Consider the following 14,068-nt stretch of genomic DNA (forward strand, 5'->3'; position numbering starts at 1 on the left):
TGTCCATTGCCTATTGCCCATTGTCTTTTGTCTTTTGTCTTTTGTTAATTAGTGTTTTATGAAGAGCAAAATAGCCCTTGTTGTTTGTTTAATATTTATTTTTTTGCAGGCATTTGCTCAAAAAAGACTTGATTCTGAAAAAACCACCGGCTTTTTGTGGACAGGTGAACAAAGAATTAGTAAGGCAGATTTTACCGTTCATGCCTTGCCGTTGCATTTTACCGAAGCTGACATCCTTCAATATCTCGTTCAGACCATTTCTGACCTTAACGGATTGGAATCAAAACCCGAACCGGTTGGCATTACCGAAAGTCCTTTAGGGGTTCATTACCAATACCGTCAAACCTACTATAATTTACCGGTGTACAGGTCTCAAATTCAGGTTAATCTCGACAAAAAAAACAATATCCGGTTAATCACGAGCAATACCTATAACACCGGTTTAGCCCCTATGAACCATCTTGTTCTTAGTGCAAAACAGGCGGTTAACCTTGATGTTGTTACAAACTTTTGCGTTGCCCGTGGTTTAACATTAGAAAGTGAGCCTGAAAAAATGATTTTTTTCAGTACAGAAACCACTCCTGTTTTAGTGATTCAGTTTACTGCATCAAAAAGCAACCCTACCCAATTTGACGAATATTTGTTGGATGAAAAAGGCAAAGTAGTCTATCAAAAAGATTTGCAAAACTATAATGGCAACCACCGGGAAAAAACAACCACAACAGAAACTGTTCCGGCAAAGGTGTTCCTTCCAAACCCCATTACCTCTGCCGAAGTGGTTTACGGGCAAGGCGGAAAATATAAAGACAACGAAGATGCCGATGCCGCTGAATTGAACGCAGAACTGAAAGACATTACCATTGAAGTAACTTTTGATGAAGATGTGTATTTACTGGAAAACAGTTTTGTGAAAATCATGGAGTTTGACAATCCCATTGTTCAACCGGTAATGAGCACAACTCCTCAGTTTAATTTTACGCGGTCTCAAACAGGTTTTGAAGATGTCAATGCCTATTATCACATCAACAACTATCAGCAATATCTCCAATCGTTAGGATTTAGTTTGGTACAAACACAGGTTGAAGTTGACACACATGGGAAAAACGGAGACGATCAGTCGTTGCATATTTATACAGGAACAACCCATAAACTGATATTCGGCAGCGGACATACGGTCAACAAACATCATGTAGATGATGCCGAAGATGCCGACGTGATTGTTCACGAATACGGACATGCCATTTCTGCAAGTGCCTGTCCAAACTGCAATAACGGAACAGAAAGAACGGCAATGGATGAAGCGATTTGCGACTACTTAGCCACTTCCTATAAAAGGGTTTTCAGCAGTTTTGAATGGCAAAAAATGTTTAGCTGGGATGGTCATAACGAATTTTGGAACGGACGAAATGTGGCAAGTACAAAACATTATCCCGAAGACAATATTAACGACATCTATTACAGGAGCGAAATTTTTTCATCGGTTCTGATGCAAATCTACGAAGCAATCGGAAAGGAAAATACCGATAAAATCGTGATCAATGCCCTGTACCAGTTTACCTCAAATATCAGTATGAAAACGGCTGCCAATATCCTGCTCTATGTTGAACAACAGTTGTTTCAGGGTCAGTATGCTTCTGAAATTCAGGCTTTGTTACAACAACGCGGGTTGATTGACTACGAAGTCAATGCCGGTCCTGATTTTGAGGTTTGTCTCGGTGAAACCATCACACTTGGAGTTCCAAATGCTCCACAACCGCCTACAGGTACAAAACTGTACTGGTCTCCCGGACTTACTTTAAACGATAGTACAGCGGTCAATCCCATTGCAAATCCCGACTACAACACGATTTATACCCTCCATTTGTTAGATCTCAGCTCGAATATAGCTTATACCGATCAGGCTTTTGTGGAGGTGGACTATTGTTTTAACAACCCACCCGGAAACGATATCCGTTTGCTGAATACCGACCGTTTTTTCAAAAGACGAGGTGATATCATCGTAGAAGTACCCCCCGCAACTTCGGAAGTAACCATTGATATTTTCGATGTTTATGGCAGAAAAGTCAGACATATTTCCAATCAGGGCGATGAAAGAATTGAAATCAACGGAGACGATTTTATGCCCGGAATATATCTGATGAAAGTTGTAGCCGATGATCGAAAAGAAATTTTCAAAATCGGACGGATGCGGTAAAGCATTGCGCATGGTGTTGGTAAAAATTGTTTATTTTGCCCCATCTTTTACACTTGGCGCAAATCCGATATGGTTATGGCTTCAAACAACTTTCCTGTCCAACTCCTTAAAATCTGGTTTCTTCTTTTTCTATTTAAAACCATTGCCATTAACCCTGATTTACAGGCACAAGACCTGTTGAAAAAATGGAAATCGGAAGATGGACAATTGATGCTCCAGTTCAATGAAGATGTTTTGGGGCAAAGTTTTTTATTGACCATTGACACCCTGCATATCAATGGAAAATGGACATTAGAGAATAACACCATTCAGCTTAATCCTTTGTCTGTCAACAAAACCAAAATCAAAACAGGTCAACATTCCTATTTAAAAGATTTGACGGCAACAGATTCCCCGGATACAATTTTGGCTTCAACCGATACGATGTTAAATGCCCGCGATTCGGTTTCAGTTACTCCTTCCACACCAACCCCGGTTTTTCCCAAATCCCTGACCATAACCTCCCATACAGAACAAAACCTGACACTGTCGGGAAACAATCAGACCTATTCATTTACCTCTAAAGACGATACCGGTTTTTTTTCGAAGTTGATGAATAACAATATTCTGAGGGGAATTATTGGTATTTTATCCCTGTTGCTGATTTGTTTTTTATTCAGCAAAAATCGCAGAAAAATTGAATGGAAATTGGTGGTAACAGGGCTGATTATTCAAATTTTGTTTGCCTTTTTGGTGCTGAAAGTTCCTGCGATTTTAGTAAAGCTTCCATTCATGCAGGAGGCAATTGATATTTCACCAAGAGCTATTTTTGCCGGACTGGCTTATTTTTTTGTGGCTGTTTTGGATTTTACATCACAGGGTGCCCAATTCGTATTTGGTGGTTTGGTAACCGATATGAATACCTTTGGGTTCATCTTTGCATTTAAGGTCCTTCCTACGGTCATATTTTTTTCAGCCTTGTCATCTGCTTTGTATTATCTGGGAATTTTACAAAAAATTGTATTTGTGTTTGCCTGGGTAATGAGTAAAACCATGCGATTGTCCGGTGCTGAAAGTTTGGCTGCTGCAGCCAATATTTTTATCGGTCAAACCGAAGCACCCTTAGTAGTAAAACCCTATATAGAACGGATGACCCGTTCTGAACTTCTTTGTTTGATGGTAGGCGGAATGGCAACAATTGCCGGAGGTGTTTTTGCGGCTTATGTCGGCTTTTTGGGCGGAGACGATCCAAAACTTCAACTCCTGTTTGCTACCCATTTGTTATGTGCTTCCATCATGTCAGCACCGGCAGCAATCGTGGCTGCAAAAATGTTGTTGCCACAAACCGAAGAAATTGACGTAAACCTGAACATTTCCAAAGAAAAAATAGGAACCAATCTGCTCGATGCCATTACCAACGGAACCACAGACGGACTTCGGCTTGCGGTCAATGTCGGGGCAATGTTATTGGTTTTTATCGCCCTGATGGCCATGTTAAATTCCATTCTATACGATATCATCGGGCATTATACCGGAATAAATGGATGGATTTCAGACCTGAGTCATGGTAAATATGCCGGACTTAAGTTGGAATATATCTTTGGTTTTTTGTTTGCTCCTTTAGCCTGGCTTTGTGGAACACCTACCGGAGATATTGTGGCAATCGGTCAGTTGTTGGGAGAAAAAACCATCATCAACGAGTTTGTCGCTTATGGTACATTGGGCACTATGAAAGATCTCGGAATTTTAACCGATTCAAAATCCATCATCATTGCCATTTATGCGCTTTGTGGCTTTTCAAATTTCGGCTCAATCGGTATCCAACTCGGAGGAATTGGTGCAATTGCTCCCGGTCAGAGACATCATCTGGCACATCTCGGCATCTATGCCCTCATTGGCGGAACCATCGCTTGTCTGTTTACCGCAGTGATTGCCGGCATGATTTCCGGTTGATTCAAAAACCAAGACCGGTTGGTTTATCGCTTAAACCTTGATTACTGAACCATAAAGGTTTTGGTAATGGGTTTGAAATTGTCGGTATTGAGCGAAATCACCACTTCATAGTTGCCCACAGGATAACCATTGTTTGGACGACTCAGGTTGGAATGAACACTGAACGTAGAACCGCTTCCAATATCACCGGCTCTCAACGCAACTTCATCAATTAAAAATCGTTCTCCATCGGTTTTGAACCACGAAAATTTGATTTGTGTGTCTTCCGGTGCAAAGTTTAAATCACAGGAAACATAAAACATAGGCGACATGGGAGAAAACACCTGCTGGTCGGCAGGACATACCTCTTCAACCGGAGTATCGCATAACAAAACATTGCTGACACTTGCCGTTGAAACGTTGAAACTGCAGGATTGAAACAAGGTAAAACCCAAAAGAAAAAAAACTGCGGAAAGGAAAGTTAACAACTTCATAAAAAAGAATTAGATGTGAATAAAATTGTTTTTTGTTGCTGCAAAAGTAAGGCGATAAATGATGAACCATCAACCAAATTCCAACTAAAATAAACATTCAGCATGAAATTTATTTGCCGGAAACGTTTGAAAACAAAGGATTTGAAATGGAAAACGGTAAATTTGCAGATGCGGATTTTGAAAGAAAAATTTAGGTGGCAAACGTGTTTTTTTGATGTAAATATCAGATTGATTTAACTTCAAAAACTGAAACTGCCTGATTTAGATGTAACCATTCACAGACTTTACAAAACCCACCATACTCAACATTTACCGCATCCGGTTTGTACTTAGGAAGGAAATCAAACACAACATGAAATATAAAGTTAAGATTTTACTGTTTTTACCCCTGCTTTTTTTTGCTTTTGCCCTGCATGGTCAAAACCATTCCGGCAAATGTATAAAAAAGAGTTTCAAAACTTACCGAAACGCTTTAATGGAGGAAAATGGTAAAAAAGCAACCCAAAGAGTAGCCAAACCAACCATAGAGTATTACGGGAAAATGTTGGAACATGCCCGTTATTCAGACAGCATCACGCTAAGCAGTCTGCCATTAATTGACAAGTTGATGGTCATTAGTTTCAGAAATAGAGTGCCTTCGGGCAAACTTATGAAAATCAGCCCCAAACAATCGGTTGTTTATGCAATTGACAAAGGAATGGTCGGAAAAGAAGGCCTTTCTGATTTATCGCTGGGTAAAATTACGGTTATCAAAAAGAAAGCAGAAGCACAATTAGTATTGAACAACGACCCAATTCCGGTCAATTTTGTGTTTTACAAAGAGTGTTTACGCTGGAAAATAGACTTAACCGCATTTTTCCCGTTGGCAACCATCGCTATCCAACAAACTGCAAAAGATTTGGAAATGAATGAAAACGAGTTGATTCAATTTATCGTTCAATTGGTAGAACCTTATCAGCTTCATCCAAAACTATGGATACCGGTTGCAGACTGGAACGAATAACAGGAAAAGAACAGCCGGATTTACCTCCCTCCTATTTCGATTTCTTTAACATTATTCCTGCCCAATTCTTCAACTATACCTTGAAAATCAGGGGTAATTCCAAGCACATATCCACCGCCGCCTGCACCGCAAAGTTTTAATACATAGCGTTTACCGGCAAGCCCTTTTTCCCATAATGGCAGCATTGAAACAGGAATCATTTCCAAAAAGTTATTGAGCTGAAATTCAGACAATAACACTGCGTTTTCAAATAACAGCGATTCGTCATTATTCAGCAAAGCAGCAATACAATGGTTGTTATATCTGTTCAGGTTTTCTTTACACCGGAGGCTAAAATCAGGTTGTTTCATTTTATTGACAAACAAAGGAACCAAACCCGAATCGGACGGACGTTTTTGATGGGTATCATAGAGGAAAAAAGATAAATTCCGGCGCACAACTTTTGACAGACTAATCTGTGCAATTCTATCTGCCGATTGAATGAGCAATGGAAAGTTCAGATAACTGACCAAAGGGTCAATGCCCGAACTTTTTCCATGAAAAAAAGCCTCCATTTCAGCAAATACATCTCTCAGCATAGCAAAATCAACAGGTTCTACCCCCTCATTGCTGCAAACAAAAGGGTTGAGTGCATAATTTTTATAGACTGCTGCTGTCAAAGCCCCCGAACTTCCCAAACCATAACCCTGCGGAATCGTAGAATTAAAATAAAGCCCTTGTCTGACCTCTGTTTGGAACTTATTCAAATCAAAACCGCAGGACAATGCGTTGTTTTCCTGTAAATTTTGCAGATACTCACAAAAGCCACGCAACATATCGTTTGAAGAAGATATTTCAGGACTGCGCCTCCATACGTTTGTTCGGGCAGACGATAAGATTCCTCCAAAATCCGGCAATGGGATGGCAAGTCCCTGTCCTCCGGTAACGATGCTATATTCGCCAAACAACAATAATTTAGCCGGAAAAAACAAATAAGTATGGGGTATTTGCAGGTTTGCCATCCAAAAAAGGGAATGATATGATTGATGTCTTTGAGGGTGCAAACAACATTATAAAAGTTGCACCGGCCCATCTCCGGCTTGATCCCAAATGCAGTAATTATCATCGCAGTATTTCAGCAATTCTGATTGGATAAACTGCTCTGTTTGAGTTTTAAAGGATGGAGGATATAATACATGCACATTCGGGCCGGCATCTAAGGTAAAGCATACCGGAATTTTTGTCTCTTGTCTGAACCGTCTGATTTCGGAAATGACTGCTAACGTGCCGGGTTTCATCAAAATAAAAGAAGGGTTTGAACACATCATCAAAGCGTGAAGTTCAAGCGCTTCTAATTCGACAATATCTGCAAATTCGTCTAAAGCGGAGGATTGTAAAATCTGGTCCAATGCGATCAAATGTTGATGAGCAGATTTATATCTGATTAGTGCATAAGGATTTTGTTCCATCAACCCATGTCCTGCGCGGCTTGAAACACTTTTTTCACTGCTGCTGATGATTAAAATGGCATCGCAATAGTTTTGAAAAACAGGAGACAAGTACTGACCGTAAGGAATGGCATAGTCCTGAGATGAAGCAGGCAGAACACTAAAATTGCCCCAAACTGCTGCCTGTGGAAATACAGACCTACAGGCACTTCCCGATCCCAAACGCGAATAATAAGAGGCCTTTTGCAAGAACATCACTTCATCTGCCTCTGACAACGCCCCTTCCATTTTTTTATCCAACGAACACAGACATAAAGCCAATGCGCTCATTCCAGAAGCCGAGGAAGCAATTCCGGATGAATGAGGAAAAGAATTGGAAGATCTGATTTCAAGATGATGATTGGCTAAAAAAGGAAAATCATCGAGCAGAGTTTGTAAATAAGCTGAGATTTTTTTAGCAAACGAAGGGTTAGGGTGGTCGTGAAACAGAAAGTTCAAACTAATGGGTTGACTTTTCTCAACCTGAGACTGACGTGGACGAACAGCAACTTTTGTTTCAGTACAGGATTGGGATAAAGTAAAACTTAGCGATGGATTTTGAGGATACTGATTGCCATATTTACCCCAATATTTTACCAAAGCAATGTTTGAAGGACTTCTCCACGAAACAGCGTGGGTAAATTCGCTACCGGGCAAAATTTGCATAACATTATCGTTGTCTGTAAACCGGGTTAAAGACTCATTAAACTTGAAAGAAAATTACTCCGGAGTGTTTCCGCCGGGTTGTTCGTTGTTCGGAGTATCCTGAATAGGCAAATTTTCCGGATTGTTTCCGTCATTGCCTTCGGGAAATACAGGGTTAACCGGGTTTTCGGGAATTGGAGTTGCCGAGTTATCGAGTGTGCGGTAAATTTCATCCAATTTTGGCATTAAGATAATTTCGGTTCTGCGGTTTTTCGATTTCCCATCTGAATCTTCATTTGAAGCAACAGGAAAAAATTCACCTCTTCCTGATGCCAGAATACGGGTAGCATTCACTCCATATTGTTCCGATAAAATCCGGGTTACAGTGGTTGCCCGGTAAACACTTAAATCCCAGTTGTCTTTATATATGGCAGTTTTAATCGGCACATTATCGGTATGCCCTTCAACAATGATGTCTATTTCGGGATTGCGGTTCATTACATCGGCTAATTTTGACAGCGCAAACTTTCCGATTTCATCCACTTCTGCCTGACCGGATTTGAAAAGCAATTTTTCGGACATGGAAACATAGACCTTTCCGTCTTTTCGGATGATTTGCAAATCTTCGGATGAAAAACCGATTAATGCAGTTCTGAGATGTTCAATCAACGTTCTTTGAGCAGCTTCTTTGCGGTCAATGGCCATTTGCAATTCCTGCACCAAATGCTCGCGCTCTTTGAGTTTCGTTTCTTTTTCATACAAATCTTTTTCGTATGCTCTCAGTTCAATACGGTTTTGATTGAGCTGTTCGCTTAACTGCAATGCTGTTTGTGTACTCGATGCCCTTAAATCGCTGTATTGTACGCTGAGATTTCGAAATGAATTGCCTAAAAAAGTGGTATCGTTTTTTAGACGTTTAATCATTCCTTCAAGATTGTCAATTCTTTGTTGTGCGTTTATTCGGTCTGCCAATGCTACGTTTTTATCATATTCCATTGCTTTATATTTTTTGGCAGAAACACAACTGCTCAGATTGATGAAAATAAGCAGGGATATAAAAACCGGTAAAAATTTATACAATCTATGAACGGACAACATAATCAGATAATTTGAATGCAATAAATGCGGGGATTTGCGCACAAAAGTAGTAATTTTTTTGATGATTGAACATAATAAAGCCCCAAAAGGCAAATGCTTTGGGGCTTTAACAATTAATGAAAAGAATGTTCAGTTTACCTGGCTTTGGTAAATAATTTTGAGGTAATAAAATCATGGGATTCGTCATACATATAAACGAAATACATGCCGGGCTCTAAATTGCCGGCTTCCATGACAAACGGATAAAAACTGTTGTAAACAGAATAAGAAGCTACCTTTGAACCTATCAGGTTAAATACCTCAATATACTTGACATTGGTTTGATCGTTAAAATTGATGTTCAAACGGTCAATAACCGGATTGGGATAGAGTTTAATTTCAGATTGGTAGGGGGTTGAAATCCCGACTGAAAAGGCATCACAACGATAAGTGGCACTCAGGTTTAAAGCGCTGTTTTCTGCAACGGTTACCGAAAGAGAAACAATACCATATCCGGGGCCAATGCTTGCTTCGTTGGATTGAAAATGAACATCGAGGATTGAAGATTCTCCCGGAGGAATGGTGATGGTGTTATAATTGACACCGGGTGCCCAACAGGTAATTTTATCACAGACCAAAGAACGCCAGTTTGTGCCGAATAACTCGTTGGAAGTTCTTGTCCAGGTAACGGTTAAGGTTTGTGAAGTTGTGTTGGTTAAAGAAGCATGAGCCACAAGTTCATATACATCAGCGGTTCCCGAAATTTGGATAAGTTCCGTTGGTTCGGGGTTCATCACCAAACTTCCGCCCTGGGCATAAACCTGATGAAAGGTTAAAAAAGCTAAAACCGCAAGTAATATATTTTTCATAACCGGACTTTTTTTATGATTAGAAGGATTTTTTATAGAATTAATAATTAGACAATAACATTTACCAAAAGTTTAGCTTAACTTTACAGCCGAAAATCACGACAAAAATACAACGTTTTTTTAAGTTTTTGTAATTTTATTTGTCGGAGTAATGACTTAAACTTACAAGACTTTTCAAAAACGCTAAAAAACTCAACCAATAAGCCCTAACTTTGCTTATCCAACAACTTTAACACCTCATTTAATTATCTTTTTTAAAAAAATTTTTCAACATGAAAAGAATACTACAATTAGCAAGTCTGCTAATCGTCTTTACCGTTTTCAGCAATAATATCTTTGCTCAGTGTGGAGTCGGTGAATCACAATTAACGGTTACCATCAAAACCGATAATTACCCCGATGAAACCACCTGGCGTGTTGTGAATTATGCCGATGGCTCGGTTTTGGCAAGCGGCGGACCTTACGCAGCAGCTAATACTGTTTATACCAGTAATGTTTGCGCACCGAATACTGCCACTATTCAATTTGAAATTTTTGATGCCTATGGCGATGGTATTTGCTGCGGATTTGGAACCGGTTACTACAATATTATGTCAGGTTCTACTACCCTGATCAACGGTGGTGAATTTGCAGCCGAAGAAACAAAATTGTTTGCGGTAAATCCTCAGACCAAAGACTTGCTGATTAAGCAAATTTCCATGCAGGATTATGTGCTTGCCGGTAACAAACAAATTCCGGTTGTTATTTATAACCTTGGAACAACTCAGGTTACCAGTTTTGACCTGAATTACAGGGTAAACGGTGGCGCTGTCCAAACTCAAACCGGCGTAACGGCTACCATTGCCCCCGGTGCTCAATACAATTTAACACACAGCACCCCCTGGTTGGCAGATTTTGGCGGACATAACCTCGAAGTTTGGGCTTCAAACATTGACGGTGTTGCAGATATGAATCCCGAAAACGACATAAAAACCAAAAGTATTTATGCCGCTTTTGAATTAGGCGACCGTACTGTGCTCATCGAACACTTTACTCAGGCATCCTGCGGACCTTGTGCAGCTCAAAATCCTGCTATGCAGGCTATTTTGAACAATCAGGTAAACGTTGGTAAATATGCCCACATTTCTTATCATACTTCATGGCCCGGTTATGACCCCATGTATAATCAAAATACAGCCGACCCTGACGCACGAGTGGACTATTACAATATCACCGGTGTTCCGGGTGTAATTATGGAAGGGGTTAAAAAAGGTGCGCCTTCAATGGTTACAACTGCTGCAATCACCGACTGGAAAAATATTCCCGCTACCCATGTTATCAGAGTAGAAGAAAGTTTTACTTCAGCTACAGTTGTTTCAATCAGTGTAACCATCACCTCTTTGGTAGATATGGCTCCCGGTAACTATAAGTTGCATTTGGAACTGATTGAAAATATGGTGAGTTATGCCACCGCTCCCGGATCAAACGGCGAAAAAGATTTCCCCAATGTTCTGAGAAAAATGCTTCCTAATTCAGGAGGTACTACTGTCCCTGCATTAACCGCCGGCGAAACCTTCTCCATAACTCAGTCTTATACCATTCCTTCTTATGTAAATGCATCTCAACTTCGTACAGTCGTATTTATTCAGGAAAATACCACAAAAGCGGTTTTGCAAACATTTAAAGCACCCGCTGCAACCGGAACAAATAGCTATGAAGAATCAAATACCGTAAGTTTGTTAAATTCAGCAATCACCCCAAGTTGCGGCGATGGTAACAACGGTAGTATTACCCTTTCTTTAGCAAGTGGCGCAGATGCGCTTGTTTATTATCTGTGGACTAGCGGAGAAACCGAATCAACTATTTCTAACCTTGCTCCCGGTTTTTACTCAGCCTCCGTTTATAGCCTCGCAACCAACGATTTGCTTAAAACGTATGTGTTTGAAGTAACCCAAACCACACCATTTAACCTCGCTATGAACAGTGTAAGCAGCGCCGGTTCAGCCAACAATGGGATCGCTTCTGTTTCTGCTTCAAGCGGACAAGCACCTTATACCTATTTGTGGAACACCGGTCAAACCAGCCCCACTGTTGCAGGTTTAGCACCTGGCGATTATACTGTAACCGTTACAGATGCTTCCGGTTGTAGTGTTGTTGGTACTGTTCACGTTGGAGATTCTGTTGGAATCGAAGATGCACAAGCCGGCAAAATTAATTGTTTCCCCAATCCAGCAAAAGATGCCGCTACGATCGTAATAACCAACGGAACAAGCGCTTCTTCTCAACTTCGTTTGTTGGATGTTACCGGTAAAGTGGTGTTTGAACAACAAATCGGCGCAGGTACAAACACGATTAACATCAACACTGCAAAATTAAGCAGTGGTACTTATTTCTATCAGGTAATTGATAACGGCGTAAATCTTGGAACTCAAAAATTAGTCGTTCTTCACTAATATTCTCGTTTTTTCTGAAAAGCATTAAACCGCTTTGGTTTTAAGAAAAGGGGGCATCATATTTTGGTGCTCCCTTTTTTTTTGTGTTTTTGTGAAAAAATGAACCTAAATAATCATAAATCTTGAAGGAGGTTTAGAATCGCTTTTGGATTGGATTTCCCTGTTTTTGATCTATCAAAATTGATTTTAAAACCGGCACTACAAAAGTGTTCATGTAGTAAGCCGATTTTTTTAGTGCCGCAAAAAAATATTTAGATGTCGTAAATAAATATTAAGACACCTTAAAACAATATTAGGATGACTTAAAACAATATTAGGATTCCGCAAAACAATATTAGGATGACGTAAAACAATATTAAGATGCCGCAGAACAATATTAGAATGCCGTAAAACAATATTAAGATGTCTCAATACAATATTAGGATTCCGCAAAACAATATTAGGATGCCTCAAAACAATATTAAGATACAGTAAAACAATATTAAGATGCCACAAAACAATATTAAGATTTCTAAAAATAATATTAAGATACCGAAAAACAATATTAAAAAACGGGGGGTTTGGTGAATGTTTTGCAGAAAGCCTGACAGGAAAAATCAGCATATATCTCATTACAGTGAATCAGTAAACCCTTTGATAATAAAGGCATAGATAAATATTTTGGGATTTTAGTTAGCTCTGTTGCACATCTCCCCTTAAGACTTGATTAACTGAGGTTGGAATTAGAATCCTTATTTTATCGGTTTTTGGTTTTGTTAAGCGGCTTATCGTAAGGCGAAAAAATTGAAACCTTATTATCTTAGTAACAAGACGGCTGCAAGTAGTTTGAAAAACCTCATTAACTTATTTCTGATTACGTTTTTAGTGTTACCCTTTCAGGGTTCTTTGCCGTCTGGTGTTTGTTTGTTACAGTCATTACACCTCTTCAATGTTATATTTTTGACGAGCTTGCCGACCATTCATCACTCTACGAGCCCACTCAGTTCTTATTGAACACCTAAAAATTACCAAATTTAATTCCTGCCTCACGTTGAGTATAAAGTTATTGAAGGTAAAAATGCCTGTTTTCATAGCAGAACAGATGTTTACCTGCTCAAACAATGAGCAGAATTTAATTTATTTTAACACAAATATTAATAATAGTTAAATTCAATAACAAAGGGTTTACTTTTTGATAAGATTTACATCTACTACAACAAGCAAGGAAAATAACCTTTTGAGCCGCCTCCCACCCTCTAACAAAAGTTTAAAGCAAAAAAAAATATTTCACTTTTTAAAACTAAATGCCATGAATTATATCTTTAAGATTTCATTAGCATTTTCAAACTACGCCGACTCAACATTAGTATTTTTTACCAATGTTGTTCTAACCTACACCGCAGCAAGTGTCTTCTTTCCCACTCCTATCCCAACTCTTGCATCCTTGCAAATATTGTATGATGCTTTTATCAATGCCTCAGCAGCAGCAGCTACCGGCGGAACAATTCTGACAGAGCAAAAAAAACAGGCAAAAGCTGCTTTAATTGAAGGATTGCGGCAACTCACTCTATATATACAACAAAACGGGAATAATGATCCGGCAAGACTCCTTAGCTCAGGGTTTTTTATCACCGGAGGTCCCCGGACCAACTGGCCAATACCATCAACCCCAGTAATTTTAAGCGTTTTAGATGGTATATATAGCGGAGGTTTTGTCGTAAAAATCAGCAAAGTAGATTTCGCCTTGATGTATGAACTTCGCTACACAACAGACCCTTTTGGACCCGAGGCTCGTTGGAATGTTGTTCCTCCAATTACTTCAACCACTTTTAAGGTAAATGGACTTACTGAAGGAACAAAAATTTGGATACAGGTAAGAACTTCAAATTCAAAAGGCCAAAGCGAATGGAGCGACCCCTTCTATTTTATGGTTCGCTAATCGTCGAACAACAAAAAGGTTAGTTTCTTAGCTTCATAAAGCCCTTGCCCAAAACGGCA

10 protein-coding genes are annotated in these 14,068 nt (G+C 39.5%); 5 read left to right on the top strand and 5 right to left on the bottom strand.

The genetic code is table 11. The features are described 5' to 3' along the window. The first annotated feature begins 58 nt into the window (after positions 1-58). Both IPM47_14015 and IPM47_14020 read left to right on the top strand, forming a co-directional pair. Entirely contained in the window at positions 59-2,194 is a 2,136-nt protein-coding gene (locus IPM47_14015; protein ID QQS27981.1) for a T9SS type A sorting domain-containing protein, read from the top strand. A gap of 591 nt (positions 2,195-2,785) precedes the next feature. Continuing rightward, entirely contained in the window at positions 2,786-4,126 is a 1,341-nt protein-coding gene (locus IPM47_14020; protein ID QQS31480.1) for a Na+ dependent nucleoside transporter, read from the top strand. A 41-nt stretch (positions 4,127-4,167) separates the two neighbouring features. On the opposite strand, the gene IPM47_14025 is transcribed toward IPM47_14020, so the two are convergent. After that, on the bottom strand, positions 4,168-4,599 hold the full coding sequence (locus tag IPM47_14025; protein QQS27982.1) for a hypothetical protein: 432 nt from the start codon (positions 4,597-4,599) through the stop codon (positions 4,168-4,170). A 352-nt stretch (positions 4,600-4,951) separates the two neighbouring features. Between IPM47_14025 and IPM47_14030 the strand changes: the two genes are divergently transcribed. Continuing rightward, positions 4,952-5,602: a hypothetical protein gene (locus tag IPM47_14030; protein ID QQS27983.1), complete on the top strand. Its 651-nt coding sequence runs from the start codon at positions 4,952-4,954 to the stop codon at positions 5,600-5,602. Between the two features lie 20 nt (positions 5,603-5,622). Here IPM47_14030 and IPM47_14035 read toward each other — a convergent pair whose 3' ends face one another. The 4 genes from IPM47_14035 to IPM47_14050 form a co-directional block, all read right to left on the bottom strand. Next, positions 5,623-6,603 (bottom strand): mevalonate kinase, encoded by a 981-nt coding sequence (locus IPM47_14035; protein QQS27984.1) that lies wholly within the window; start codon positions 6,601-6,603, stop codon positions 5,623-5,625. Between the two features lie 48 nt (positions 6,604-6,651). Continuing rightward, positions 6,652-7,734: a diphosphomevalonate decarboxylase gene (locus IPM47_14040; GenBank protein QQS27985.1), complete on the bottom strand. Its 1,083-nt coding sequence runs from the start codon at positions 7,732-7,734 to the stop codon at positions 6,652-6,654. Between the two features lie 54 nt (positions 7,735-7,788). After that, positions 7,789-8,709 (bottom strand): OmpA family protein, encoded by a 921-nt coding sequence (locus IPM47_14045; protein ID QQS31481.1) that lies wholly within the window; start codon positions 8,707-8,709, stop codon positions 7,789-7,791. 236 nt (positions 8,710-8,945) lie between these two features. Then, positions 8,946-9,659 carry a T9SS type A sorting domain-containing protein gene (locus IPM47_14050; GenBank protein ID QQS27986.1) on the bottom strand — a complete coding sequence of 238 codons (714 nt, stop codon included), beginning with the start codon at positions 9,657-9,659 and terminating at the stop codon, positions 8,946-8,948. Positions 9,660-9,931: 272 nt separating this feature from the next. Between IPM47_14050 and IPM47_14055 the strand changes: the two genes are divergently transcribed. Together IPM47_14055 and IPM47_14060 are read left to right on the top strand one after the other, a co-directional pair. Next, positions 9,932-12,091, top strand: coding sequence for an Omp28-related outer membrane protein (locus tag IPM47_14055; protein QQS27987.1), 2,160 nt, complete (start codon positions 9,932-9,934; stop codon positions 12,089-12,091). A 1,288-nt stretch (positions 12,092-13,379) separates the two neighbouring features. Further along, positions 13,380-14,009: a fibronectin type III domain-containing protein gene (locus tag IPM47_14060; GenBank protein QQS27988.1), complete on the top strand. Its 630-nt coding sequence runs from the start codon at positions 13,380-13,382 to the stop codon at positions 14,007-14,009. The last annotated feature ends 59 nt before the right edge of the window (positions 14,010-14,068 follow it).

This window comes from Sphingobacteriales bacterium (assembly GCA_016700115.1).
Taxonomy (GTDB): domain Bacteria; phylum Bacteroidota; class Bacteroidia; order Chitinophagales; family UBA2359; genus UBA2359.

What these genes read in the sequence shown, in the direction of transcription:
- IPM47_14040 (QQS27985.1), bottom strand. Translation starts at nt 7,734, where the DNA reads ATGCAAATTTTGCCCGGTAGCGAATTTACCCACGCTGTTTCGTGGAGA.
- IPM47_14055 (QQS27987.1), top strand. Translation starts at nt 9,932, where the DNA reads ATGAAAAGAATACTACAATTAGCAAGTCTGCTAATCGTCTTTACCGTT.
- IPM47_14015 (QQS27981.1), top strand. Translation starts at nt 59, where the DNA reads ATGAAGAGCAAAATAGCCCTTGTTGTTTGTTTAATATTTATTTTTTTG.
- IPM47_14035 (QQS27984.1), bottom strand. Translation starts at nt 6,603, where the DNA reads ATGGCAAACCTGCAAATACCCCATACTTATTTGTTTTTTCCGGCTAAA.
- IPM47_14030 (QQS27983.1), top strand. Translation starts at nt 4,952, where the DNA reads ATGAAATATAAAGTTAAGATTTTACTGTTTTTACCCCTGCTTTTTTTT.
- IPM47_14060 (QQS27988.1), top strand. Translation starts at nt 13,380, where the DNA reads ATGAATTATATCTTTAAGATTTCATTAGCATTTTCAAACTACGCCGAC.
- IPM47_14045 (QQS31481.1), bottom strand. Translation starts at nt 8,709, where the DNA reads ATGGAATATGATAAAAACGTAGCATTGGCAGACCGAATAAACGCACAA.
- IPM47_14050 (QQS27986.1), bottom strand. Translation starts at nt 9,659, where the DNA reads ATGAAAAATATATTACTTGCGGTTTTAGCTTTTTTAACCTTTCATCAG.
- IPM47_14020 (QQS31480.1), top strand. Translation starts at nt 2,786, where the DNA reads ATGAATAACAATATTCTGAGGGGAATTATTGGTATTTTATCCCTGTTG.
- IPM47_14025 (QQS27982.1), bottom strand. Translation starts at nt 4,599, where the DNA reads ATGAAGTTGTTAACTTTCCTTTCCGCAGTTTTTTTTCTTTTGGGTTTT.